The organism is Paraburkholderia metrosideri (genome assembly GCF_904848625.1).
Taxonomy (GTDB): domain Bacteria; phylum Pseudomonadota; class Gammaproteobacteria; order Burkholderiales; family Burkholderiaceae; genus Paraburkholderia; species Paraburkholderia metrosideri.
This window is the reverse complement of record NZ_CAJHCP010000001.1, coordinates 421,826-447,512: the sequence shown is the minus strand read 5'-3', so window position 1 is coordinate 447,512 and position 25,687 is coordinate 421,826. Positions and strand designations below refer to the sequence as shown.

Genomic DNA, 25,687 nt, shown 5'->3' with positions numbered 1-25,687 from the left:
TGCTCTCCGTGCTAACAGATTCGTTCTGTGCATGTTACCTGTCGGGTGTTCCCGTGCACCACGGCCTGGCCGCTCAGCCGCGCAGAGGCTGCTCGGGCAGCACCACGAAAAAGGTCGACCCCGCCCCTTCCGCCGATTCGACCCACACGCGTCCGCCGTGCCGCTCCACACTACGCCGCACCACGGCCAGACCGATGCCGTCGCCGGTGGCGACGTCGCCATGCAGGCGTTGAAACGCCCGGAATACTTTCGACAGATAGGCGGCCGGAATTCCCAAGCCGTTATCGCGAACGTAATACGTGCGCATGCGCACCGCGCGGGGTTCGGTTTCGTCGACGGCTTCGGCGGCCAGCGCCCCCACTTCGATTCGCCCATGACGTGCAGGATCCAGAAAATTCAGCGCATTGCCGATCAGGTTGCTGAAAATCTGCTCGACCGCAGCCGGATCGCCCCACGCCGGCGGCAATTCACGCACGGTGACGGTTGCCGAGCGCTGGCTGATAGCGCCCTGCAAGGTGTCGACCACGCGGTTCACAACCCGCCCTACGCTGACCCGCTGCCACTGATAGTCGAGCCGCCCCGCGCGTGAAATACGCAACAGCGCCTCGATAATCGCCGCCGCGCGCGTCACCGCGGAGCGCAGGTAATACAGCGACTCCTGCACATCACCGTCGAGAATATGCGCCATGCGCCGGTGCTCAGCGGCCGGCAACCCCGCCTTCGAGACGATGCTGCCCAGTTCGTCGCACGATACCTGCAACTCCTTCGAGAACCCTTGCAGATTCACCAGCGGCGAGCGCAGATCGTGCGACACGCTGTAGATGAACATTTCGTTGTCTTGCGTTTCCTGGCGCAACTCTTCGTTGACGCCCGCCAGTTCCTGCGCGCGCGCTTCGAGCCGCGTTTTGAGGCTGGTCTGCTCACGTTCCGCTTCGCGCAGCCGCGTGCCGGTTTGATGCAGCACCGCGTCGAGCGCGGCGATTTCATCGTTGCCCGACAGCGGCGGCGCCAGCGCCCGGCCACGGCCCAATCGCTCGGCGTTGCCGATCAGCACTTCGAACCGCCGGCCGATGCTGCGCGCGAACACCACGGCTGTGCCGGCCCAGATCAGCATCGAGCCTAACACCGCCGCAATCAACGCATATTGCTGCCGGTCACGGCGCCGCGCGAGCGCTGCCGAACGCTGCGCGTCGAGCCTCGATGCTTCGCGGCCGAACGCCGCGAGTTCGTCGCGGAACAGCGCGATCTGCTCCGGCAATGCACCGGTTTCCTGAGCGATGAACGATTTCAGACTGCGCCCATCGTGCATCGCCTGCGAGATCGCGGTGGTCTGTGCGCGATAGCTGTCGATGGCCCGCTGCATGGCCTGCACGCGCGCGACCTGCTGCGGTGTGCCGGCGACCAGCGCGTTAAGTTTCGAGAGCCGGTCACCGACGTCGACCCACACCGTATGCCGGTCGACCAGCGACACGTCGCCGGTCACCATGGCGGTGCGTACCCGCGCGGCCTGACGCAGCAGCGGGTCGACGATTGCCGATGACTGATAAAGGATCTGCTTGCTGTTGGTGACCCACTGCGCGGCCTGTGCGGTCTGCTCCTGGGTATCGAAGACGACGCCAAGAAGCGCCAGCTCGACCGCGCTCGGCACGGCAATCAGCAGCAGACCCTTGGTGAATAGTTTCATGTTCGCCCGAAGGGTCGCAAAGGGTCGCTCAGGTCGTGGCAGTTCGCGAATCGCGCGAATGCCGCGAACCTCGGGCATCGCGAATACATGTCAGGCATCGTCGTGCTTGCTCGACAGGCAAAAGCCAATCGCAACGCGCGGCACAGTGCGGCCGGACGGGCCATTATCGACGTGAACCCGAGATATTTCAATGTAGCGGCAAGATGCGTTGGCCCACACAAAAATGACTTTTTTATTGGTGCGAGATGTTTTTTCGGCGGCTCGTGCGTCTATCATGGAAACAGATGTGCTGGGATGCGAAAGCGCGCGGCGAGGCGGTTCGGCATGATTCGTGCGGGAGGCGGTGAGGCGGCGCAGTCGTCGAATCATCGTGAATCCGGCCTTGTCGTATGCTATAAAAGATCGACGTGCGGCGCGCGAAGCCGGGAGTTGTCGCATGAGGACGCAGCGTTTTTTGCAATTCTTTTTCAGGCGAATTTTTATGTCCTTCCCGAAAAAGCGTAGACGCGCGAAGGTGGACGGCGATGAGTCGTTCCTCGCGGTACTGCGGCATTTCAAGCCCTTCGGCCAGCTCGACACCAAAATTGCGCGCGCCCGTGCGCAAGACGAGCCGGTCCTTTATGCACATGTGCTGCCCGGACTCGATGTCCTTTTATGCAGCGTGCGTGGGGCGCAACCTCCCTATCCGGCACCCGCGGAATTGCGGCGGCGCTGTATTGAATCCATCACGAATGCGCTGGAACAGCCGCTCGACGGTCTCGAGAACGGCGGGTACTGGTATGAGGCAGACGGCTTCGGCTTTCTCGTCTTCGCCAGCCGCGCACGCGGCAAGATTCTCGCGGAATTCGGTGCGACCCGTGTGGGGACGTCGCGTCGCGGGGTGCGTCGGCAAGATGCAGCGGGTGACGCGGCTCCGCGATCGTTGAGGTAACTACAGCAGTACGGCTGGCTGGTTTGGTGTTCGAATAGCTGGCAACGTCACGGTTTATTGGCTTGACGGCGGCGTTGCCAGACTCGTCTCTCTTTCTCTCTGCCTTTCCCCTTTCCCGTCAATCCATTCGCTGGACCGTGCACCCGGTGCGGCAGGTTCGCGCATGCACTGGCGAAGGGCATGCGCTGACCAGGAATCCCCAACTCTTCCATTCACTCCGCGAGCGCGTCGTCGCCATGACCGTGCACGGGCGGCACGCTGATCAGCCACAGAAAGACGAATGAAAGGCCGCCGCCGATACTCCAGCTGAGCCAGTCTGCGGGTAACGTGGAAAACATCAGCTCCCCTTGTACAAAGCAGCGCTGGCCGGCGACACCGTCGCAGGTTTCTTCTTCGTATCGCCCGTCGCAGCCGGCGACGAAGCGCCGCCCACCGACTTGTTGACCGGCGCGCCATCGAGAGAAAGTGCCGCTTTAGGCTGTTGCTTTGCGCCCGGCGGCGGCGCCGTCGGCGCCTGCTTCACTTGCGCGAGCAACTGGGCGCACGGCAACGGTTTGTTGTTGCTCGGCGCCAGCAGCGGAATCAGCGCGGCGAACGGATTGATCAGCCCAAGCCCGATAGCCGCGCCGCCGCGCAGCGCCAGGGCGGCTGCATTCACGCCGACATGCGGATCCTTGAAGGTACCTTTCACATAGAGTGGCGAGCGCAGCGAGAACACCCGGAAACCCTTGGTATGCGGATGCACGCCAAGATCCAACGTTTCGTCACGCATATTCACGGTGCCGTCGATGTTGATCACCGCGTCGTCGGTGTCGAGTGCGAACACGCGGGGCTCGAGCACGCCGTCGGTCGCGACGAAATCGGCGGCGGCGCAGTTGATCCTCACGTCGCGATTGCCAAACAGTTTTTCATATACGACGTTCGCGACATTCAGCCCGGCGGCTTCCATCAGCAGACGGCTCACTGTGCCGTCGGTCACCAGCGCTTTCAATTCGCCATTGGAGGTCGCCGCCAGCGCAGCCGGCGAATTGCCTGTTGCAGTCAATGCAGCGTCGCCGTTGATTTCGCCCAACGCGCTTTGCATCGTCTTGAAGTTCGGGAACAACTGCTTGAGCTTCAGATGCCGTGCCGATGTCGAGAAGCGGCCCTTCAGCGGCGTGGTGCTGCCATCCAGATGAATGTTCGACGCAAGCGAGCCGCCCGCCACGCCGAACTTCAACGGTTCCAGCGACAACACGCCGTCCGTCAGCACGACATGCGTGTAGAGATCGGTGATCGGCAGATCGGAACTCTTGATGATGCGCCGGCCGGTGAACTTCACGTCCGCGTCGATCGCCTTCCAGCGGTCGGTGCGGAACTCTTCCACCGGCAGTACCTTGTTGCTCGGCTGCGCCGTCGCATCGCCGCGCTTTGCCTTGCTGGCGTTCGAATCCGCGCCGATCACCGGCGCGAGATCGGAGAATTGCAGCAGATGCGAGATCAGTTCGCCCTGCAGCAGTGGACGCGGTTCACGCGCGGTGTAGGTCAACGAGCCATTCAGATCGCTGCCCCCTACCCGGCCTGTAAAATTTTCATACTTGAAGACATTCCCCGTGGATTTGAACTGGCCGATCAGCCGGCCCTCGGTGGCATAAGGCGGTGTGTCGGGCAAGGTCACGCCGGTCAGCGAGTAGAGGCGCGCCATGCTGTTGCCCTGCAGCCAGAGCCGCAGATCGACGGCAGCCAGATGGGTAGGATCGGTGATCGTGCCGACGAGTCCCACATGCAGATCGCCGGCCTTCACGTCCGCCTGTACCGGGAACGGGCGGTTCGCATCCTGCAGGGCCAACACGCCGCCCACCTTGCCGCTACCCGCGACCGGCGTCTTGTTGTAGGTGCCTTTGACAGTCCAGCCGATCGCATAAGGCGGGATCTCACCCCTTGCCCCGGCCGTGGCGACCGTCCCGCTAGCGCCCGATGCGACCATCGCGCCGCTCGCCGCCCCGGCGGATGCCGCGCTTTGGCTTGCCGTTCCCGCGTTGCTGGCGCCGGTCGAGCCGCCTGCGACCAGCGCACCCGAAGCGCCCGTGGCCGCCGTGGTACCCGACGCGGTGATATCCGTCGACGACGCGCCTGACGCGGCCGCCGCCGATGCTGCCGCGGCTTCCGATGCAGCCTGCGCATTGGCCTGTGCAGTCAGCTTGCTCGCACCCGCCTTACCGATGGCTTGCGCCGACGCGCTGCGCGATGCCGTTTCCTGCTGCTTCATGGCTTCGCCGATTGGGATCGGCTGGCCGAGCGTGTCGATCGCCATTTGCAGATCGACCTTTTTCTGCTGATCGGACAGCGCGATATTGCCCTTCGCAAACGCAATGTCGTTCAGGTCGAGCTTCCATTCGGAAGGCCCGCTCGACGACGCCATTTTGAAGGTCCAGTTGTTACGCCCATCGAGCACGCGTTCGAGATCGACGGAGGGATTCACGAGGTTGATGACCGGGATGACGATGTCGTGCGCAAGCAGCGGCAGCACCTTGACCTCGAAGTCGATTTCATCGAGCGTCGCGAATTGCGGGTGCTTAGTCCAGTCGGGGTTGCCTATCGTGATGTTGGCCGCAGAGAAACGCGGCCATGGCACCCAGCCACGCCAACCGGTCTCGCCGACCGGATGCTTCCATCCCACCTTCAGATCGCCATTGATTGCAAACGGACGGCCGATGGCCTGCGTGACTTTATCGTTGATATAAGGCCGGGCGCGATTCCAGTCGAACGCGAGAATGAAAATGACCAGCGCGACAATCAGGACAACGAGCGTACCCAACAGCCATGCAATGATTTTTCCGATCCGTTTTCCGGTGGTGGTCGACACTGCCATTGAGAGGCTCCACGGTTTTTTCTACGTTGCGCAGCTAGCAGCACGTTGCGTGCCTGGTGGGTCCTCGGGTTTGCCAGGTTTGACTCCCGGCTCGCTACCTTCCGGTCGCCGGACGGAAATGCGCGCTGCATGCGGTACCCCGTCGCCCGATCACGCATGCGTGAACCTGTCGCGCAATGCGCGGTGAGCCGCCTCATTTTCTGCTAATTGTCGTCGCGCACAATGACTTCCGTCAGTCAGAACAACTCTGACGCAAACCGACAGGAGTCGATCATGAACCACAAGAATATTGCATCCGTTGTCGTCGCCGCCGCCGTACTCGCGCTGTCCATTGGCACAGCAGAAGCCGCACAAGGTTGCGGGCCTGGCGGGTGGCGTAATGCCTGGGGCCAATGCCGTTTCGCAGCGCCCGTGATCGTGGAGCAGGCACCGGTCGTCTATGCCCCACCTGCGGCAACGAGCTATGCCTGCCCGCCGGGATCCTGGCTGGGTCCGTGGGGCCACTGCCGTAACACGCCCTATCACGGTCGCCTGCCTAATGGGATGTATCAGTGAGAAGGTGGGCTGCTGAGCAACCAGTGCGTTGTCCGACATTGTTGATACCCGTTGCCAGACTTGATGGATTATCAGCGGGTCGTCGTGGTTGCCTCCCTGCGCAGTGACCGCGTACGGAGGCTTGATGCGTTGTCAAAGAGCATTGCTTGATCGGAGGAAAACGGCCTATCCGCCGATGTCATTCGGGGTACTGCAACCTCATCTTGAACCGGCGTTCGCGGAACATTACTTGCTGCCACGTCATTCAGGCTGGCGGCTTTCCGATCATGCAAATGCACCCCGATGCAGGTCAATGCGCTGACCGGTTTCAAATCTCCCGCTGCGTGAATCTGACTTCCCGGCCCCGCTGCTAGCGATCAATCGTTTCGACGGACTTGCCCGGTATTCTGGATTGGAGATGCCAACATGAAAAATCTCTTTGCCGTATCGGACCCGCGCGACGACACCGGCAGCGGCTCGCTGAACTTCACGATCCATGACGGCGCAGCGACGATTCCCGGGCGGATATCGAGTGCTGCGATGCGCATTCTCGGTGACGACTCCGGTTGCTCTCCCACGGAAGTATTCACCGCCAATCAGGCGAAGATTCGCTCGGCCGCCTACAAGGCTTGGCACTTTAATCCGCACATGGCGATGGTTCTGCTTAGCGTGAACGACTTCAGCTAGTTCGCCGATTGTGTAATTGACGACCGTCTTCACGTGGCGATGGTAGGTGACGTGCTTTTCTATTTTGCATGGCGTGTGAGGCGGCGATTGTGTCGTTGCTGTTTCTATTGCTATTGCCGTTGCCGTTGCAAGGCCACGCCCGAAGGCAAGCAAAGGGCCGCGTGATTTCCGCCCATGAATGTCATGTCACAACATGACAAATCCGCGCATCGACAATCGCGACAGCCTCGACAGCCTCGACAGCCTCGACAGCGAGTTATATCACGTTGACATATAACCACCGCGCGCAGCTGCACCTCCACCTCTTCGCCCTTCCCTATCCCGTTCCGCTCGATCGCCCTTCGCTCGTCCGCCAGTTTTATCCCCGCACTCATTATCCTGCGATGGCAGGAACGCGCACCCTCTTGCCTCGCCACGCTGCCCGGCATCGCATTCACCGGCGGCACGTCACGCGTGATGGCGGATGATCGACGCAGCCGAGCGCGCGTAACTCGACCGATTCTGCTCCAGCCCACCGACCTACCCACCGACCCGCAAAGCGTGGTCTCATGCAGGTATCGACACCCCAGAAGGCCGACATAATGTCCGAACGCATGTCCGATGAAGCACTCCGGCGCATGGCGTCCATCGTGGCGCTCGTAGTGGCGCTGGCGCTGGTGGTCATCAAGGTGTGGGCGTGGCTGGCAACGGGCTCGATTTCGCTGCTGACATCCGCCGCCGATGGACTGGTCGACGTCCTCGCGTCTTCAGTGACCTTTGCGGGCGTCCGCTACGCCGCGCGGCCCGTCGATCGCGGCCATCGCTATGGACACGGCAAAGCCGAAGCGATCGCGGCCTTCGTTCAGGCGTTGCTGCTGGCGGCCGCGGCGGTCGGACTCGGCATCGAGTCGACTCGCCGTTTCTTCATCCCTCAAGCGCTGAACCAGACCGGCTTCGGCATTGTGGTGATCGTGGGAAGCTCGCTGGCCGCCGCGGGACTGGTCGGCATGCAAACGCTGGTGGTCCGGCGCACCGGGTCCACCGCGATTGCCGCCGATCGCGCTCACTATGTCACCGACGTCGCCGTCAATCTGACCGTCCTGCTCGCACTGCTGCTCGATCATTTTCTCGACTGGTCCCGCGCTGACGCGATCGGTGCGATGGTCATCTCGTTGTACATACTGTGGAACGCGCGCGGCATGGCCTCGCAGGCCCTGGTGCAGTTGCTCGACCGTGAGCTGGACCCGCCCGAGCGCGCGCGTATCGAAGCTGCCGTGCGAGGCTGCGAGGGCGTGCAGGACGTTCACGATCTCCGCACGCGTGACGGCGGCGACCGGGTGTTCGTCGAATTCCATGTGGAAGTGGACGGCTCGCTGTCGGTCAACGAAGGCCACGCGATCAGCGACAACGCAGAAAAAGCCGTCCAGCAATTGTTCCAGTCCGCCGACGTCACCGCGCACCTCGAACCCGCCGGCATCGATGACGAACGTCTGGACGACCTCGTCAAATAGCGCCTACCCAGAACGCCCCGGCAACACCCGCCCCATTATTACGAAATGCTTTCTTGCATGTTAAGCTTGCGCCCTGTCTTTGGGGAGTAGCCGGCTTCTACCCAGAAGCGCCTGCATCAACATACTCGGTCGCGCAGACCGTGGTGCAGGTAGCCGTTTGGTTGGCAAGACCATCGACACACCACGCGACCGGTCGGGCGCGGAGGTGTGTCGCGGTTTTCCGCCCGACCATGGACCTCGAGCCACTCCTGTCATGAATCCTGTCGCTACGCTGTTGCTTGCTTTCGCCATGTCCACCGACGCCTTCGCAGCCGCTATCGGCAAAGGCGCGACCCTCCATCGTCCTCACTGGCGCGAAGCGCTGCGCACCGGACTCATCTTCGGTGTGATCGAAGCGCTGACTCCGTTAATCGGCTGGTTCCTCGGCAAGGCGGCGGCCCAATACGTGTCCGCGTGGGATCACTGGATCGCGTTCACGCTGCTGTTCATTCTCGGTGCGCGCATGGTGCTGAACGGCTTTCGCACGCCGGAAGTCGAAGAGAAAAAGCCCGCGGCCCACTCGTTCTGGCTGCTGGCCGTGACCGGCTTCGCGACGAGTATCGACGCCATGGCGGTCGGCGCCGGCCTCGCGTTTGTCGACGTCAACATTTACTCCACCGCCGCCGCAATCGGTCTGGCCACCACGCTGATGGTGACGATCGGCGTGATGCTCGGCAGGGTCATCGGACACGTAGCCGGCCGACGCGCAGAGTTGGCCGGTGGCGTCGTGCTGATCGGAATTGGCGGCATCATTCTGGCGGAGCATCTTAAGATCATCGGCTGACCGGCTATTGACGCGCGCACGCCGACCGGTTAGACAGATGGCGCAGTCCCCCACTACGCCAATACGTCAATTACGCCATTTCGATCCAACATGACCGACGTCCCCCTTGTTCTCGCTGACGGCATCGTTCGGCGTGATGCGCAGCGCGGCCAGACGCTGTTGCAGCCGACCACCTTCGCGTTGCATGCAGGCGACCGTGTCGCGATCACCGGGCCGTCCGGCTCGGGCAAGAGCGTGTTTCTGCGTGCACTCGCACTGCTCGATCCACTCGACGCCGGGCGCGTACTGTGGCACGGCAAACCGGTCGAGCGCGCGGCGATTCCGCGCTATCGACGCAACGTCGCCTATATCCGGCAACGGCCCGCGTTACTCGACGGCACCGTCGAAGACAATCTGCGTTATCCCTTCGAGTTGCGCACTTATCGCGACGTGCGCTTCGACCGCGCGCGGGCAGCCAGTCTGGCGATGCAGGCCGGCCGCGGCGAGCACTTTCTCGACCAGCGTGCGAGCGAGTTGTCCGGCGGCGAAGCGCAGATCGCCGCGCTGATTCGCGTGTTGCAACTGACGCCCGAAGTGTTGCTGCTCGACGAACCCACTGCGTCGCTCGACCCGGAGTCGTCGCATGCCATTGAAGGTCTGGTCAAAGCGTGGTTCGACGCCGATCCCTCCCGCCATGCGTCGATGTGGGTGTCGCACGATCCCGCGCAGGCAGTCCGGATGAGCGAGCGGCATCTGACCATGCGCGCCGGCGTGCTCGACGAGAGCGCCGCGCCTGCGCGTGCACACGAGGAGCCCGCTCAATGACGCTGCAAAACCTGAGTCTGTGGGACGTCGCGATTGCCGCGCTGCTGATCGTCGTGAATGGCGCGGTGTCGGTGGCGTTGAAGCTCGATCTGGAGCGCAAGCTCGCGTGGGCAGCGGTGCGTACCGTCGTCCAGTTGCTGGCCATCGGCTATGTGCTCGGCTGGGTGTTTCATTACGACCACTGGTTCGTGGTCCTGCCGCTGATGATCGTGATGACGCTGATCGCCGGATTCGCGGGCGCGAACCGTGGCAGCCGCACCTACGCCGGGCAACGCGCGGACAGCGTGCTGTCGATCTGGGTCAGTTCGTGGCTGGTGGCATCAGTTGGCCTGTTCGTCGTGATCCGCATTCACCCGTGGTACGAGCCGCAGTACGCCATCCCGATCCTCGGCATGATTCTCGGCAATACGTTGACGGGCGTGTCGCTCGGAATCGAACGCATGACCGAAGAACTGACCGCGCGGCGCGACCGCGTGGACATGGCGCTGGCGCTCGGCGCGACGCGCTGGGAGGCGGCGCAGGCGCCGGCACGCCAGGCGGTGCGTGCGGGGATGATGCCGACGCTGAACCAGATGGCGGTAGTCGGCGTGGTCAGCCTGCCCGGCATGATGACCGGTCAGGTGCTGGCGGGACAGTCGCCGTTGCAGGCGGTGCGTTATCAGATCGTCATCATGTTTCTGATTGCCGCATCGTCCGCATTGGGCACGGTGGGGGCGGTGCTGCTGACGTATCGCCGGCTCTTTTCTGCGGAACACCGGTTTCTGTCGACGCGGCTGGTGGAGCGGGCGGCGGCGAAGCGCGCTTAGGCAATGCCCGGGTACGCGCAGGCACGCTCGGCGAAGTTATCGCACGCCCGCTGCAGGTGATGGTGCAGAACGGCGCGTGACAACCCGTTATTGTTGCTAAGCCCGACATGCGGCCATGCGGCAAGCGCAACGCGGACCCTGCTCTGATCCGCGCAGCCGCCTTCGCTAGGTAAAGGCGGCTCGTTCGCACTTCACCGCAGAGGTTGCGCAACCTGCCTGCGTGCGTGCCGCTGTCGACGTCAACGTCAACGCTTCGCGCTGATCGCCACCTCGGTACCGTCATTGAGCGTCAGCGTTTTCGTGCTGCCATTGACCGGCATCGTAAAGCGCAGAATCTGACTGACGGTCACGTCGTTGGGACATTTGAGCGTCTTCCCGGCGTTCGTCACGGTCTTCACACCGTGCGGCGTTTGTGCCTGGAAGCTCATCTGCACAGTGGCCGTGCCGTCATTGGCGACAACCGGCGCAAAACGGATCTGCGTCTGGCGGATCATCGCCCCGTTAGTGTCGACCGGCAGCGACGAATAATTCGGACAGTCATCCGTTCCCGCTACCGGGCCACCGGGCGGCACGGTCTTCCACGTGAAATCGTCCGACTCGCCGGAGCGGATCGTGCGGGTTTCCTGCGAATTGCCAAACTGTTTGGACGTGACACGAACCGTGTAGCGGATTGGACCGTCGAGAGCGGCCTGCGACGTCACCGTGATCGGCGTGGCCGCATGCGCGACCTGGACGAGCGCACCGGGCGCGAATGCGCAGGCGAGAGAAGCAATCACTGAAACAACGGAAACGGCGGAGAGTTTGAAGCTCGAGCTCATACTGTCACCTCGTTGTTGTGCCGCTGCGCGCCCGCATCGACGCTACTGCCTGTGCACCGCCTGACGAAACCGGTGATGAATCACGGACCGGCCTCCGGCCAGTTGGGCCACGAGACACGCAACTGTTTTAGCATGATGCATTACCAGTCTAACGCCAAGCGACACGCTTCGTGTGCGGTGAGAGCTTGGGTGTTAACCCGCTTGCGCATTGGGTTTTCTGTGCGTGCGGCTGATGGCAGATGCGCGTGAACAGCATGTTTTGAAACGATGCCGGCATGCATTGCATCGCACCACCGCATGACGCGGCCTAACACGATTTGATGAACTTCAAACGCGTATAGCCGGCGCGCATTGCTGCGCCGCCGGCTATACCCGATAAGCGAAAGAATCTAAAAAGCGAATCAGAAGCCCGTCAACACCACCTTGCCAATCGCGCGGCCTGCTTCGAGCAACTGGTGCGCGCGACGCAGATTCTCCGCATTGATCTTGCCGAAGTTCTCGCCGAGCGTCGTACGCAGCGTGCCGGCGTCGATCAGACGCGCGACTTCGGTCAGCAGCTTGTGCTGTTCGATCATGTCGGGCGTGCCGAACATCGAGCGCGTGAACATGAATTCCCAATGAAACCCGGCGCTTTTCGCCTTCAGTAATTCGACCGGCACCGGCTTGCTGTTCTCGACGATCGAGCAAATGCTGCCCTGCGGTGCGATCACGTCAGCCGCAGCCGGAAAATTCCGGTCGGTGTCGTTGAAAATCAGCACGTAGTCCACTTGCTCGATGCCGATCTGTTTCAACTGCGCGGGCAGATCGCCGAAGTGATCGACGATATGGTCGGCGCCCAGTTCCTTCGCCCATTTCGCCGATTCAGGACGTGACGCGGTGGCGATCACCTTCAGCTTGGCCAACTGCTTCGCGAGCTGGATGCCGATCGATCCCACGCCGCCCGCGCCGCCAAAAATCAGCACGCTGCGGCCTTCATCGGCACCTTGCGGCGACACGCCCAGGCGGTCGAACAGCGCTTCCCAAGCGGTGATCGCCGTCAACGGCAACGCGGCCGCGTGGCTGAAATCGAGCGATGCCGGCTTGCGCCCGGCAATCCGTTCGTCGACCAGATGAAACTCGCTGTTCGCGCCCGGCCGCGTGATGCTGCCTGCATAAAACACCGGATCGCCCACCTTGAACAACGTGACCTCCGGCCCGACCGCCGCGACCGTGCCAGCGGCGTCCCAGCCCAGCACGCGAGGCGTCTTTTCAACGGTGTCTTTCGGGGCGCGCACCTTGGTGTCGACCGGATTGACCGAGATCGCTTCGACCTTCACCAGCAGATCGCGGCCGGTGGCTTCGGGTTTCGGGATGTCCAGATCGACCAGCGATTCAGCTTGATCAATAGGCAGATAGCGATAGAGACCGACGGCTTTCATGGCAACTCCTGTTCATTCGGGTTTCGGATAAGGGGAAGATCGGCGATCCGGCATCCCGGCGGGCGTTTTTTGCGCCGCAACCCGGGCTGACGTCGTCGATCCATGGACGTCATCGTAAGACAGTTTTTCTTATCGCAAAACCGCCATAATGGCTGAAACATCTTTTGGATTTTCCAGATAATGGCTAGCACTGCTGTCACTTCCCCGTCGTCGTACATCGAGCGGGAGCGGCTCGACCTGCTCGACGTCGCGCTGTTCGTGCGCGCTGCGCTGCTGGCCAATGTATCGGCGGCGGGACGCGAATTCGGTTTGTCGGCAGCGGTGGCGAGTTCGCGGATCGCGCAGCTCGAAAAGCTGCTCGGCGCGCGATTGCTGCATCGGACCACCCGCCGTATCAGCCTCACGCAGGACGGTGAAGTCTTCATGACGCGCGCCGAGGCGCTGCTAGACGCAGCGGCCGCCGCACGCGCATCGGTCGGCCGCGCCCAGGCCGAGCCGCAGGGTCGCCTGCGGGTGTCGATGACGTCGTCGTTTGGACGCCAGCATGTGTCTCCGATGATCAGCGAGTTTCTGCGCCGCTATCCCGGCGTGCGCGTCGATCTACGACTGACGGATCAACTGGTCGATCTCGTCGATGCGGGCATCGATGTGGCGATCCGGATCGGCGCGCTGAAGGATTCATCGCTGGTCGCCCGACGGCTCGCGGTCAACCGGCGCGTACTGTGTGCGTCGCCTGCGTATCTCGCCGCGCGTGGCACGCCTCATCATCCATCGGATTTGACGCAGCACGAATGCATGATTCTGTCGGATCAGCGCGACTGGGCATTCGTGACGCCAGCCGGACCGTTCGAGGTCAGGGTGAGCGGCCGGCTCGTCACCGACAACGGCGAGGTGATCCGCGACGCGTTGCTTGCCGGCTTCGGCATTGCGCTGAAATCGACGTGGGATGTCGCGCCGTATCTGCGTAGCGGCGAACTGGTCAGCGTGCTCGATGCGTATCCGCTCGTGGATAACGTAGCGATCTGGGCGGTCTATCCGAGCCGCGCGTTCGTGCCGCCCAAGACGCTCGCCTTCATCGAGTTTTTTGCCGCGCATTTCGGCGATCCACCGTACTGGGATAGGGCGCCACGCTGAGCATCAGGTGAGAGTGCACGCCACCCCGAACCGGCTTCCTGACGCAATACGCAACAGGTAGCGCACACCGCACAGCACGGCATGCGCGAGGACGTGCCACGCCCGTTCATTCACGATCGCAGCACGTCTTGCGCATCGCTCAATGCTGACGATGCCCGGCCGCGCCCGCTTTCTTCCCATCCGAGTTGACGTCCGTATGCGCGTCGTTCTGCGTGCTTTGCTGATACTCGTCACCGCCGCGCCGGTCGGTATCCTTCAGCCCGCGCTCGACGTCCCGATGCGCCTGTTTGCCGACATGGCGCGGGCCGTCCTCGTGTTGCGACTCAGGATCCTGGTCAGTTTCGTGCGGCAACGGCGCGGCGGCTTCCTGCATCGAACGAGGCTGCTTTGCCGCGTGCGGGTCAGCCTGCTTTTCAGCCTGGCCGCCAGCGCGCTTGCCCTGCTCGCCCGCGTGCTGGTCGCCATCCGATGATTGCGGTGAGGTCTTCATGATGCACTCCTTGGTTTCCGTTGGATAAGGCCGGCTCGACACGGCTTACTGCGCTTTGGCCAGACGTTTTTTCATCGCTGCAGTGATGCGCTGACGGGTCTTCGCATAGTCGGCCCACGGATCGCGCTTAAGACCGGCCAGGCGCTCGTGCAGATTCTCGATGTTCCATTGATCGCCCGCTGTCGTCGCGGCGACCTCGTCCCACGCAAGCGGTACCGACACGCCCAGGCCCGGCCGCGCACGCGCCGAAAACGCGGCCACGGTGCTCGATCCACGGTTATTGCGCAGGTAGTCGACGAAAATTTTCTGCTTGCGGTTCTGTGCGCCCATCTTCGCGCTGAAGTACTTTGGCAGCGTGGTCGCCATGTGCTGCGCGACGGCTTGTGAAAAGTCCTTCACCTCGTCCCAGCCCGCGTGTTTCGCGAGCGGCACGACCAGATGGAACCCTTTGCCGCCGCTCGTCTTGCAGAACGACTTGAGACCGAGTTCATCCAGCAGCGAGCGCGTGAGTTGCGCGGCTTCGATCATGCGCTCCCAACCCAACGACGCGTCGGGATCGAGATCGAACACCATCCGGTCGGGCTTTTCGAGATTCGATGCCAGCGCATTCCATGTGTGGAATTCGACGGTGCCCATTTGCGCGGCGCCGACCAGTGCGTTGAGCGCGTCGATCGTGATGAGCGGCGGGTGGCCCGCGTCGAGACCGGGGTGCTGGGTGACGTTCGGAATCGACAGTTTCTGGCTATGCTTCTGAAAAAACAGTTCTCCGCCGATGTCCTCCGGCGCCCGCACCAGCGACACCGGCCGGTCTTGCAGATGCGGCAGCATCCAGTCGGCCACCGCTTCGTAGTAGCGCACCAGATCGATCTTGTGCGTGCCGGTGCTTTTATCGATCACACGATCGGGATGCGACACGCGCACACCGGCAACCTCCTCCGTCGCGTTGGACTTCTTCGTCGCGGAGGTTTTGGCAGAAGGCGTCGTCGAAGCAGCTGTTTTTGCGGACGCTGCGGAGGGTGAAGCCTTGCTCGCGGCAGTCTTCGACGGCGCGCGTTTTTTTGGCGCGGCATCGGACGAGGTATCGGTTTGCTGTTGCACGTCGGCTCCTTGACGGGGTGCTTCCTTGACGATCTGGCGCGCCGGTTTGTCGTCGCGCAGGCTGACGAACGACGCCTGACGCACAATGCCGTCGCTGGTCCATTCGGCAAAATTGCATTCGGCGACGAGCACCGGTTCGACCCAGTGCACTGGCGTGCGGCTGCGCTCGCGCGGCGCGGCGGCAAACGGCATCTGTTTGCTCGCGTGAGCATCGAGCGACTTTTTGACCGAGCGCAGGAGTGCAGCGTCGAACCCCGTGCCCACGCGCCCGGCGTAATTCAAGCGGCCTTTGCTGTCGTAGACGCCGAGCAGCAACGCGCCGAACGCCGTGCGGCTTCCCGACGGTTCCGAATATCCGCCGATCACGAACTCCTGCCGACGGCGGCACTTCAGCTTGATCCACGACGATGAGCGTCCGCACAGGTAGCCGCTGTCGCGCCGCTTGCCGATGATTCCCTCGAGCGCCATATCGCAGGCGCTCTTGAGCAATTCGTCGGCGCTGAAGTCGAAATCGTTCGAAAAGCGCAGCACGCTGTCGTCGACGTTTTCCAGCAGCGCGCGCAGGATCGCGCGGCGCTGTTCGAGCGGCACGCCGCGCAGGTCGTAGCCGTTCAGATAGGGAATATCGAACAGGTAGAGGACGATATCCTGGGGACGGTTTGCGTCGAACGCGTTTTGCAGCGCCTGAAAACTGGGTACGTCGTGGTCGTCGAGTACGACGGCTTCGCCGTCGAGCCATGCGCTGTCCAGTTCGAGATGATCGAGGGCCTTGACCTGCTTGCTGAACTTCGCGGTCCAGTCGTTGCCGGCGCGCGTGAATATCTGCGTGGTGGCGTGCTTCGAACCCCGTTGTGACGCGCGATCGATGCGGGCGAGCACCCGGTAGCCGTCGAACTTGATTTCATACGACCAGTCGTCGCCGGCGGGCGCGCTGTCGACGAGTGTCGCCAGTTGCGGTTTGAAGGTCGCGGGCAGGCGTGCCTTGACCGCTCCTTCAATGGCAGGCGATGCGGCTAGCTCGCGCAGCGATTCGGTGGTGCGCGTCGCGACGATATCGGGTCTGCTGGGGCCGGCGCCTGAGGAGGTCGCTTTCGCCGTGCTGCGGCGGCGGAGCGTGGCTGACGTCGAGGCGGTAGTCGAAGCGCCGGCGGCCTTCTTGTGGGCTGTGGCTTTGCTAGCGGGTTTAGTGGCGATGTTCGCGCCCGCTTCCGGCATCGCGCCAGCCGCAGCCTTCGACGCGGCTTTGCCAACCGCCCGCTTACTGCCGGCGCGGCTCGCAGCGTCATCCTCGTCGGCACTCCCGCTGCCCCCGCTGCGCCCTTTGCCCGCCGACGACGCAGCGCCTCCGAGCACGCTCCCCGGACGCTCCTTCAGAATGTCGTACTCGCCTTCGTCACGCGCGTCGTCATCGCGCTCCTTGATGAGCAGCCATTGCTCCTTGTCGCCGCTGCCGCGCATATGACTGCGCACCAGCGTCCAGCCGCCATGCAGCTTGTCGCCGTGAAGCCTGAATTTGAGCTTGCCCGCCGCGTAAGTGCGGGCCGCTTCCGCCGATCCACCCACGGGCTCCCACGTGCCGCGATCCCACACGATCACACTGCCCGCTCCGTAATTGCCGGGCGGGATTTCGCCTTCGAAAGTGCCGTACTCGACCGGGTGGTCCTCGACATGCACGGCCAGCCGCTTCACTGAAGGGTCGAGGCTCGGCCCTTTCGGCACGGCCCACGACAGCAAGGTCCCGTTCAATTCGAGCCGGAAGTCGTAATGCAGACGCCGCGCATCGTGCTCCTGGATCACGTAGGACAGCACGTCGTGCGCGGTCGTTTTTGTGCCTGCGCGGCCCGCCCGTTTGCGACGCGCATTCGTGCCCGACGGCTCCGGCGTCTCGTCGAAGCGGCGCTTGCGGTTATAGAGGTCGAGTCTGTCGGTCATGGCGATGACGTCGGCGAAAGTGGGTGAAAGCGCGCGTGCCACGCATCCGGACGCCCAGCATATTGGGTGCCGCGCTCAGGCCGCCGCCCGACGCTTGCGCGCGGTGGACGTCGCAGCCGTTTTGACCGATGCGCGGCCACTGGCCCCGCTACCGCCACTACGACCACGCGGCGTACTCGCCGCCTTGGCCGCACGAGGCTTCTTGCGGGCAGGCGCTTCGCTGTCGTCGTCCGCATCGGCGGCGTCTTCGGTCTCTGCGGAGGCCCGCTTTCGACCACCCGCCGCTGGCTTGCCCTTGCCGCGCCCGAGACTGCGCTTGAGCAAATCGGACAGGTCGAGAATGTCGGCGGATTGACGCGACTCATGGGGCGTCTCGATCTCGGTGATTTCCTCGGTCTTGCCCGCACGAACCTTTTTATCGACCAGCGCCATGATGTCGTCGCGAAACGTGTCGTGGTACTGCGAGGGGTCCCAGGGGTCGCTCATGTCGTCGATCAGCTTCTTCGCCATATCGAGTTCGCGCGCGGACACGCCCGCGGATTTCGTGCCATCGGGCGGCAGCTTGAACTCATCGAGATCGCGCACTTCGGCGGCCCAGCGCAGCGTGTTCAGCGCCAGCACCGGTCCCAGCGGAATCAGCGCGGCCAGATGCTGCTTGTTGTGCAGCACGACGCTCGCCACCCCGATCTTGCCCGATGACTTCATCGCTTCGCGCAGCAGCGCGTAGACCTTTTCACCCTTGCGATCGGGCGTCAGGAAGTACGGCGTGTCGAGATAGAGAAACGAGATGTCGGCGGCATCGACGAACGCGAGGATATCGACCGTTTGCGTCGACTCGGGATTCGCCGCGCGAATCTCGTCATCGGAGAGCACGACGTATTTGTCCTTCTCGTACTCGAAACCTCGCACGATGTTCTCGCGCGTGACATCCTTGCCGGTTCGCTTGTTGATCTGCTTGTAGCCGACCGGATCGATCGTGCGTTTGTCCAGCAGATTGAAACCGACTTTCTCCGACTGCGTGGCCGGATAGAGCTGCACCGGCACGTGAACGAGGCCGAAGCTGATAGCGCCCTTCCAGATCATGTGTGGCATCGTCACGCTCCTGTGAGCTTAAGACCTGTTGTGAAGCAGCTTGCGTGCCACGGGTCGGCCTGCCGCAGCGCGTGACGGGCGACGGCTTGTGTTGAGGGCGAGCCTGTAAGTCTTGCGTCAGCCTGGCAAAAGATGCGGAGTGGACGCTCAGCCGTTCACCTCCACCGGCACCGCCGCAAACCCGCGAAACCGCACGCGCCCGCCGCGCGTCGGTGTGCCGTTGAGCCGATAGGCCGGAAACCGCTGCACGAAGCGCCCAATCGCCACGCGCGCCTCCAGCCGCGCAAGCGACAGACCCGCGCACTGGTGAATGCCGAAACCGAACGCGAGATGCCGATTCGGATCGCGGCGAATCTCGAAACGATCCGGCTCCGCGAACTGCTCCGGGTCGCGATTGGCCGCGCCGATGCACAACGTAACCGGCGTCCCGCGCGCGACCGGGACGCCGCCAATCTCGGTGTCGACGGTTGTCATCCGGTTGCCCAGTTGATTCGAACTTTCAAAGCGCAAACACTCTTCGACCGCCGTTTCGATCAGCGACGGCTCACGCACCAGCGCGGCCCGCTGATCCGGCCACTGCGTCAGCGTGACGAGGCCGTTGCCGATCAGGTTGGTGGTCGTCTCATGGCCGGCGTTCAGAATGAAGATGCAGTTCTGCAGCAGTTCCGCCTCGGATAATTGTTCGCCGCCCGCCTCGCCTTCGATCAGCCGCGTCAATACGTCATGCTGCGGATCCCTTGGCTCGCGCCGGCGCCGCGCGACCAGATCGCGCAGATAGTCGACGAATCCGGTCACTGCGCGATTGCCTCGTTCGAGTTGCTCGGCGTTCAGCGACGGTTCGAGCGCGCCGAGGATCGCGAGCGACCAGTCGCGCAACGGCTCGCGCTCCGCATGCGGCACGTCCAGCAGATTGCCGATGATCTCGACCGGAATCGCCGACGCGAACTCGCCGATCAGATCGATCTGACCGCGCCCGGCAGCCTGATCGAGCAGCCCATCGACGAGCCTTATCAGGCCCGGCTCCATTGCCGCAATCGCACGCGCCGTGAGCGCGCCGGCGATCAGCCTGCGCACCCGCGTGTGCCGGGGCGGATCGTTGAAAACCAGACTGGTGGTGTGATGCGCATAGAGCGGCGAGTCGCCGTACTTCGGCTTGAACTCGACGGTCTTGTCGGAACTGAACGTCTTCGGATCGCGATAGACCGCCTGCACGTCGCGAAAACGGGTCAGAAAAAGCGAACCGTCAGGCATCCGCCTGATGGGCTCGTGGGTACGCAACGCGTGATAGACCGGATACGGATCGGCGTAGAAAGCGGGGCTCAGGTGGCGCAGATCGAAGCCGCGCACGAGGGAAATTGCATCGCTGGCGGTCGCCGGGGTCATGCGGTGTCTCCGTAGTGGTGCGCCTGATTGCAGGGCTAATGCGTTAGCGTTTCATGCGTGTGCCTGGTGTCGCTCGAGCTCGCCTCTTACTGGTACCGCGCGGACTCTGCGCGATCCCTGCGCGATTCGAGGCAAGCTCAGTGCATGAGCTGCAAGGCGTCGTTCGATGCGCCAGTATGACCCGCTCGCAATCTGATTGCACGATGGGCTGGACGGCCCTTGCACCCGCCGCAAGCGCAGGAGCGCCCACCTGCATCGGCGGGTCGGCGGGTCGGCGGGTCGGCGGGAACCGATACAATAGCGGGATTTCCGCGCTTCCCTACTTTCCTGCTTCCCTGCGTCGTCCATGAACCTCGTCATTCAAAGCTCCGCGCCTCTTTCCGCCGATCACCACAAGACGCTCGTCGCGCTCGCACGCGGCTCGCACGCCACGGCCATCGACGCGAACGCACTTCGTATCGCCGATGCCAGCGTCGATCAGCGCGCCGACCTCGACGTGTATTGCGGCACCCATCAACTGGACTACGCGTTTGTCGAAGCGGGCCGCCAGTTGCACGACTTCGGGCTGGTTGCAATGGATATGGATTCGACGTTGATCACGATCGAATGTATCGACGAAATCGCCGACTTCTGCGGCCTCAAGGCAGAAGTGGCCGCGATCACCGAAGCGTCGATGCGCGGCGAGATCAAGGACTTCAACGAAAGCCTGACGCGCCGCGTCGCGCTGCTCAAAGGTCTCGACGCGAGCGCGCTCGAACGTGTGTATGAAGAGCGGCTGCAACTGTCGCCAGGCGCGGAGCGGATGCTCGCAGGCGCGAAGCAGGCGGGATTGAAAACCTTGCTGGTATCGGGCGGATTCACGTTCTTCACCGAAAAACTCAAGGCACGGCTGGGCCTCGATTTCACGAACGCGAACACCCTCGAGATCGTCGGCGGAAAACTGACCGGTCAAGTGATCGGTGAAATCGTCAATGCCGAGGTGAAAGCCCGCACGCTGCGCGAGACCTGTGCGAAGCTGGGCATTGAACCGACGCGCGCCATTGCGATGGGCGACGGTTCAAACGATCTGAAGATGATGGCCGAAGCCGGGCTATCGGTTGCTTTCCGCGCGAAACCCGTGGTGCGGCAAGCCGCGAGCGTGGCGTTCAATCATGTTGGACTGGACGGCTTGCTGCGGTTGTTCTGATCACAGCCGTTGCATTCCGGACGCGCTGGTTGCGGTCACCACGAACTACAACCAGCGCGGGTCCCGCGTAAAAGCCACGGTCAGCCAGCGATCCGGGCCCGACTCGCCAATCGCGCGAGATATCTTGTCGCGAATCAGGTCGAGCTGGCGAATGCCCACATGCTCCATCGCGTCGGGCAACACGATGTGTACTTCGACGAAAAGCCCCCGCCCCACGCGCGTGGCGTAATGCGAGTACGACACGAAGCCATACTCGGCAGTCAGGCTGTGCATCAGTTCGCGCACGGTGACGTCGAGACTGTCCGGCGTCATCAGCAACACTTCCTTCACGGCTCCGATCACCGTGCCGATCGGCATCGGTATCAGCACCAGTGTCAGCACGGCCAGCACACCTGGGTCGACATACCACGTCAAATGACTGTAGCGGGTGTGCTCCAGTATCCATGCGATAGAAAACGCTATCAGCAACGCCGAACTGACGCACGCCGACATCAGCCAGCTCTTGGTATCCAGGCCAATCAGCTCGGATTCGATGACGCGGTTAAGCCGGCGCTGCCGGAAGTACATGAAATAGCAGAAGACGCTGACCACTACGGCATAGACCATCGCAATGCCGAACTCGAGCTCCCGCCCGCCGTCGATGATTCCTTTGACCGCGTTGATGAACGCGTACAGACACAGCAGCGACAGAAGGCTGCCGTTGAACACCAGCACCAGCGGCTCGATATGCCAGAACCCGTGCTGGAAGCGTCTGCTGCCCGGCTGACTCAGCAGGCGCGCCACCAGCAGTGACAGGCTGCACATCGCGGCATCGAGCGCGGAGAACATGCCGTCGAAAATAATCGACAGCGAACCACTGACGACGCCCACCACAATGCCCACGCCCGCAATCAGCAACGTGCAAAAGAATGATCGCCTGAGGGTTCGCTGCTCGAGCTCGGTGGCCGACATGATCCAGCTCCTCGTTGAATGTTCAAGGGTGCAGGGAGGAAGGCATGACCGTCGCAGTATATCGGCAGCTGGAGGCTCTCAGCGCGGTGTCGTGGTCTGGCTGCGGCTTGCTGGGCCTGCGGGCAAGATCGTTAGGCATGCTGGCTATGCGCCATACGTAAAAAAACCCACCAGGTATACCCCGATGGGTTGATTCACGCCTGCAATGCCCAGGTGCTTGCGCACCTTATTTCATCGCGCTCAGACCAGCGCCGCGAGACATTGCTCGATATCCGCGCGCAAATCGGCTTCGGATTCAAGGCCGATATAGAAGCGCACCAACGTGCCCTGATGCGGCCACTCGCCTGCGGTACGCATCGACGCGACGTCGTACGGCATGACGAGACTTTGCGCGCCGCCCCAGCTCCAGCCAATCGAAAAGAGTTCGAGCGACTCGCAGAACGTATCGATCTGCGCCGCACTGTAACGGCCGTCGAACACCACCGAAAACAGCCCGCCCGCGCCCGTAAAATCGCGCTTGAAGAATTCGTGGCCGGGACAGTCGGCAATGGCCGGATGCAAAACCGCCGCGATTTCCGGACGCGTTTTCAACCACTGCGCGAGGCTCAATGCCGCGCGGTCGTGCTGCTCGAAGCGCAACTGCATGCTCGGCAGGCTGCGCAGGATCAGCGAGCAGTCATCCGATGAAACACCGATTCCCATGCGCATGCGCGCCGCCTTCAGCTTCACGTGCAATTCGCGGTCGACGGTAATCGTCGCACCCATCAGCACGTCGCCGCCGCCCGACTGGTACTTGGTCAGCGCCTGCACCGAAATGTCGACGCCATGATCGAACGGACGGAACGCGAGACCCGCGGACCAGGTGTTGTCGATCGCCGTGATCACGTTGCGCACGCGGGCCGCTGCGGTGATGGCCGGTACATCGGCCACTTCCATCGTCACCGAACCCGGTGCTTCGATCCAGATCAGGCGCGTGTTCGGCTGGATCAGATCGGCGATGCCCGCGCCGATCATCGGATCGTAATAACGCACCGTGACGCCGAAATCGCGCGCCAGCCAGTCGCCGTGATCGCGATTCGGCGAGTAGACGTTATCGGGAATCAGCACGTCGTCGCCCGCTTTGACGAGACCGAAATACACGTTCGAAATCGACGACAAACCCGACGGCTGCAACAACGCATGATTGCCCCCCTCGATGGCGGCCAGACGCTGCGCGAGTGCCAGCGAGGTCGGCGTCGCGTGCAGGCCGTAGCGCCACTGCGCGTCGTTTTTCCAGTCGAGCGCGCGCATGGCGGCGAGATCCGGGAACACGACCGTCGAGGCTCGCGTGACCGGCGTCGAGAACGACTCGAAGCCCGGTGTGATCTGGTCTTCGGCGCGCACGATGCGGGTTTGCAGACCGCGTTTGAGTTTGGATTGGGTCATGGTGAGATTCGATGAAGAAAGGCGGACAAAAACGGTGGACGGACGGCGTCGGGACGCGTGCCGCCTCGGAAAGAGTAGACGAGTTGGCGGGATTTCGCCTGACAGGGAAGCGGCGTGCGAGCCCAGCGCGGGTCCACGCGCAGCTTTTGCCCGGCTTCAGTCGCCGGTTTGCAGATTGCTGACGCCGCCGACTGCGTGGCCACTCGGAGCCCCCGGCGCGGGCGAAGCCGGTGCTGCTGCGTTGCCGCCCGCTTGCGGAGCCGCCGCGGGAGCGGGAGCTGCGTCTGGTGCTGCGTCAGGCGCCGTATGCGCCGCAGCGGGCGCGCCCGGCGCCGGAATCGGCTGGCCTGCGGCCAGCGGCTTCAGATCGAACGGCTGCGGATCGGAATCGTCGACATTCATCCGGTCGCCCGAGACCGAGCCGTCTGCCGCGAACTTGCCGACCCAGTTGCCGGTGATATGCGTGCCGTCATTCGATTCCTCGACTTCGAGCGTATCGTCGCCGCGATCGCCCGCGATCAGGATCACTTCGCCGGTGTCCGTGTACTGGTACTCGCCGTGCACGCCGGACGGATCGTCGGTTTTCGCGCCGAGTCGCAGCACGATCTGACGCGAACCCAGCATGCCCGCATAGCGCGGGAATTTCGCGAACTCGGGGCTCGGCTTGAGCGGCAACTGGATCGGCGGAGGCGCCGCCAGTTCCTTGACCGCATCGCTTTCGGCCCAGACTTGCGTGGGCATCAACACGCCAGCACCCGCGCACAGCAATGCGGCCACGCCGGCCACCGCCCAACTGCGCCGCCGCATTGTGCCTTTGAGCGCGTCGCGCACCGAACCCTTCACCGCTTTCGATTCCTGCATCCGTTTGTTCCTCCTGCTGATACTGCGCGGTACCGCCCGGTACCAGTCCGATACTGGCCAGCACCGCTCGATACACGTTGCCGCCCGCGTCAGATCCGCTCGAAAACCGCCGCAATGCCCTGCCCGCCGCCGATACACATCGTCACGAGCGCATAGCGGCCGCCGACGCGCTGCAATTCATACAACGCCTTGACGGTAATCACCGCACCGGTCGCGCCGATCGGGTGACCGAGCGAAATGCCCGAGCCGTTCGGATTGACCTTCGCCGGATCGAAACCCAGCTCCTTGCTGACCGCGCAAGCCTGCGCGGCAAACGCCTCGTTCGCCTCGATCACGTCGAGGTCGGCGACCGTCAGGCCCGCACGCTCGAGCGCCTTGCGCGACGCCGGTACCGGACCGATGCCCATGTACGCCGGATCGACGCCCGCGTGCGCGTACGACACCAGCCGCGCCAACGGCCGGATGCCGCGCTGTTCGGCGACGCTGCGCTCCATCAGCACGACGGCCGCTGCCGCGTCGTTGATACCCGACGCATTGCCGGCCGTCACCGTGCCGTTTTCTTTCGCGAACACAGGTTTGAGCTTCGAAAAATCTTCCGCCGACGCGCTCATCCGCGTGTGTTCGTCGGTATCGAACACGACGTCGCCTTTCTTCGACGGGATCGTGATCGGCAGGATCTGTTCCTTGAAGTAGCCACTGGTGATCGCGTGGGCCGCACGGCGATGCGATTCGAGCGCGAGCGCGTCTTGTGCTTCGCGCGAAATGTCGTATTTGCGCGCGACGTTTTCAGCGGTCACGCCCATGTGGATCGACTGGAACGGGTCGTTCAGCGCGCCGACCATCATGTCGACGAGGCGTGCGTCGCCCATGCGCTGGCCGAAGCGTGCGGCGGGCATCGAGTAAGGGGCGCGGCTCATGTTTTCCGCGCCGCCGCCGATTGCGATGTCGGCGTCGCCGAGCAGCACGCTTTGTGCGGCCGAGATGATTGCCTGCAGGCCCGATCCGCACAAACGGTTCACGGTCAACGCGGGGGTATGCTGCGCAACGCCGCCGTTGATCGCGGCGACGCGCGCGAGATACATGTCTTTCGGTTCGGTATGCACGACATTGCCGAACACCACGTGACCGACTTCGTCGCCCGATACGCTGGCGCGCGCCAACGCTTCACGCACCACGCGTGCGCCGAGATCGGTCGGCGGAAAATCTTTCAGACTGCCACCGAAACCACCGATTGCCGTACGCACCCCGCTGACTACCACTACGTCTCGTTGCATCGCTCGCTCCTCTTT

Annotated in this window: 23 protein-coding genes and 1 riboswitch; of the genes, 9 read left to right on the top strand and 14 right to left on the bottom strand. The window is 63.2% G+C overall.

The window, feature by feature from the left end; genetic code table 11:
* Window positions 1-73: 73 nt before the first annotated feature.
* Both LMG28727_RS01950 and LMG28727_RS01945 read right to left on the bottom strand, forming a co-directional pair.
* Window positions 74-1,684, bottom strand: coding sequence for a sensor histidine kinase (locus LMG28727_RS01950; RefSeq protein ID WP_201640620.1), 1,611 nt, complete (start codon window positions 1,682-1,684; stop codon window positions 74-76).
* A gap of 90 nt (window positions 1,685-1,774) precedes the next feature.
* Window positions 1,775-2,053: a hypothetical protein gene (locus tag LMG28727_RS01945; RefSeq protein WP_201640619.1), complete on the bottom strand. Its 279-nt coding sequence runs from the start codon at window positions 2,051-2,053 to the stop codon at window positions 1,775-1,777.
* A 67-nt stretch (window positions 2,054-2,120) separates the two neighbouring features.
* On the opposite strand from LMG28727_RS01945, the gene LMG28727_RS01940 reads away from it, so the two are divergent.
* Complete coding sequence (locus tag LMG28727_RS01940; RefSeq protein ID WP_201640618.1) at window positions 2,121-2,615, top strand: hypothetical protein; 495 nt, start codon at window positions 2,121-2,123, stop codon at window positions 2,613-2,615.
* 212 nt (window positions 2,616-2,827) lie between these two features.
* Here LMG28727_RS01940 and LMG28727_RS34495 read toward each other — a convergent pair whose 3' ends face one another.
* Complete coding sequence (locus LMG28727_RS34495; protein ID WP_268960427.1) at window positions 2,828-2,953, bottom strand: hypothetical protein; 126 nt, start codon at window positions 2,951-2,953, stop codon at window positions 2,828-2,830.
* Entirely contained in the window at window positions 2,953-5,466 is a 2,514-nt protein-coding gene (locus LMG28727_RS01935; protein WP_201640617.1) for an AsmA family protein, read from the bottom strand. The genes LMG28727_RS34495 and LMG28727_RS01935 overlap by 1 nt, the downstream gene beginning before the upstream one ends.
* 273 nt (window positions 5,467-5,739) lie before the next feature.
* On the opposite strand from LMG28727_RS01935, the gene LMG28727_RS01930 reads away from it, so the two are divergent.
* The 6 genes from LMG28727_RS01930 to LMG28727_RS01905 all read left to right on the top strand — a co-directional run bounded on the left by LMG28727_RS01930 (window position 5,740) and on the right by LMG28727_RS01905 (window position 10,610).
* Window positions 5,740-6,021, top strand: coding sequence for a GCG_CRPN prefix-to-repeats domain-containing protein (locus tag LMG28727_RS01930; protein WP_201640616.1), 282 nt, complete (start codon window positions 5,740-5,742; stop codon window positions 6,019-6,021).
* Between the two features lie 405 nt (window positions 6,022-6,426).
* The gene (locus LMG28727_RS01925) at window positions 6,427-6,687 is read left to right on the top strand and encodes a hypothetical protein (protein ID WP_201640615.1); all 261 of its coding nucleotides are present in this window, start codon (window positions 6,427-6,429) and stop codon (window positions 6,685-6,687) included.
* A 581-nt stretch (window positions 6,688-7,268) separates the two neighbouring features.
* Complete coding sequence (locus tag LMG28727_RS01920) at window positions 7,269-8,177, top strand: cation diffusion facilitator family transporter (protein WP_236591558.1); 909 nt, start codon at window positions 7,269-7,271, stop codon at window positions 8,175-8,177.
* 69 nt (window positions 8,178-8,246) lie between these two features.
* Window positions 8,247-8,413: riboswitch (yybP-ykoY riboswitch) on the top strand.
* A 17-nt stretch (window positions 8,414-8,430) separates the two neighbouring features.
* Window positions 8,431-9,000, top strand: coding sequence for a manganese efflux pump MntP (gene mntP / locus LMG28727_RS01915; RefSeq protein ID WP_201640614.1), 570 nt, complete (start codon window positions 8,431-8,433; stop codon window positions 8,998-9,000).
* 90 nt (window positions 9,001-9,090) lie between these two features.
* On the top strand, window positions 9,091-9,804 hold the full coding sequence (locus LMG28727_RS01910) for an ABC transporter ATP-binding protein (RefSeq protein WP_201640613.1): 714 nt from the start codon (window positions 9,091-9,093) through the stop codon (window positions 9,802-9,804).
* Complete coding sequence (locus LMG28727_RS01905) at window positions 9,801-10,610, top strand: ABC transporter permease (protein ID WP_201640612.1); 810 nt, start codon at window positions 9,801-9,803, stop codon at window positions 10,608-10,610. Before LMG28727_RS01910 ends, LMG28727_RS01905 begins: the two co-directional genes overlap by 4 nt.
* 245 nt (window positions 10,611-10,855) lie before the next feature.
* On the opposite strand, the gene LMG28727_RS01900 is transcribed toward LMG28727_RS01905, so the two are convergent.
* Both LMG28727_RS01900 and LMG28727_RS01895 read right to left on the bottom strand, forming a co-directional pair.
* A complete protein-coding gene (locus tag LMG28727_RS01900; RefSeq protein ID WP_201640611.1) occupies window positions 10,856-11,428 on the bottom strand; it encodes a DUF6013 family protein in 573 nt (190 codons plus the stop codon).
* A gap of 401 nt (window positions 11,429-11,829) precedes the next feature.
* Entirely contained in the window at window positions 11,830-12,846 is a 1,017-nt protein-coding gene (locus tag LMG28727_RS01895; RefSeq protein ID WP_201640610.1) for a zinc-binding alcohol dehydrogenase family protein, read from the bottom strand.
* A 180-nt stretch (window positions 12,847-13,026) separates the two neighbouring features.
* On the opposite strand from LMG28727_RS01895, the gene LMG28727_RS01890 reads away from it, so the two are divergent.
* On the top strand, window positions 13,027-13,980 hold the full coding sequence (locus LMG28727_RS01890) for a LysR family transcriptional regulator (protein WP_201640609.1): 954 nt from the start codon (window positions 13,027-13,029) through the stop codon (window positions 13,978-13,980).
* Between the two features lie 139 nt (window positions 13,981-14,119).
* Here the strand turns inward: LMG28727_RS01890 and LMG28727_RS01885 are convergent, their stop codons facing one another.
* The 4 genes from LMG28727_RS01885 to LMG28727_RS01870 form a co-directional block, all read right to left on the bottom strand.
* A complete protein-coding gene (locus LMG28727_RS01885; RefSeq protein WP_201640608.1) occupies window positions 14,120-14,470 on the bottom strand; it encodes a hypothetical protein in 351 nt (116 codons plus the stop codon).
* A 45-nt stretch (window positions 14,471-14,515) separates the two neighbouring features.
* Window positions 14,516-17,500 carry a DNA ligase D gene (gene ligD / locus LMG28727_RS01880; protein ID WP_201640607.1) on the bottom strand — a complete coding sequence of 995 codons (2,985 nt, stop codon included), beginning with the start codon at window positions 17,498-17,500 and terminating at the stop codon, window positions 14,516-14,518.
* 75 nt (window positions 17,501-17,575) lie between these two features.
* Window positions 17,576-18,592, bottom strand: a complete 1,017-nt coding sequence (ku, locus tag LMG28727_RS01875) for a non-homologous end joining protein Ku (protein ID WP_201640606.1) — start codon at window positions 18,590-18,592, stop codon at window positions 17,576-17,578.
* Between the two features lie 147 nt (window positions 18,593-18,739).
* Window positions 18,740-19,975: a cytochrome P450 gene (locus LMG28727_RS01870; protein ID WP_201640605.1), complete on the bottom strand. Its 1,236-nt coding sequence runs from the start codon at window positions 19,973-19,975 to the stop codon at window positions 18,740-18,742.
* Between the two features lie 346 nt (window positions 19,976-20,321).
* On the opposite strand from LMG28727_RS01870, the gene serB reads away from it, so the two are divergent.
* A complete protein-coding gene (gene serB / locus LMG28727_RS01865) occupies window positions 20,322-21,161 on the top strand; it encodes a phosphoserine phosphatase SerB (RefSeq protein WP_201640604.1) in 840 nt (279 codons plus the stop codon).
* A 45-nt stretch (window positions 21,162-21,206) separates the two neighbouring features.
* On the opposite strand, the gene LMG28727_RS01860 is transcribed toward serB, so the two are convergent.
* From LMG28727_RS01860 to bktB, 4 genes are all read right to left on the bottom strand, one after another.
* On the bottom strand, window positions 21,207-22,112 hold the full coding sequence (locus tag LMG28727_RS01860) for a cation diffusion facilitator family transporter (RefSeq protein WP_201640603.1): 906 nt from the start codon (window positions 22,110-22,112) through the stop codon (window positions 21,207-21,209).
* 240 nt (window positions 22,113-22,352) lie between these two features.
* Window positions 22,353-23,537, bottom strand: a complete 1,185-nt coding sequence (locus tag LMG28727_RS01855; RefSeq protein ID WP_201640602.1) for a cystathionine beta-lyase — start codon at window positions 23,535-23,537, stop codon at window positions 22,353-22,355.
* 156 nt (window positions 23,538-23,693) lie between these two features.
* Complete coding sequence (locus LMG28727_RS01850; RefSeq protein ID WP_201640601.1) at window positions 23,694-24,398, bottom strand: hypothetical protein; 705 nt, start codon at window positions 24,396-24,398, stop codon at window positions 23,694-23,696.
* 89 nt (window positions 24,399-24,487) lie between these two features.
* Window positions 24,488-25,672 (bottom strand): beta-ketothiolase BktB, encoded by a 1,185-nt coding sequence (gene bktB / locus LMG28727_RS01845; protein WP_201640600.1) that lies wholly within the window; start codon window positions 25,670-25,672, stop codon window positions 24,488-24,490.
* Window positions 25,673-25,687 lie beyond the last annotated feature (15 nt).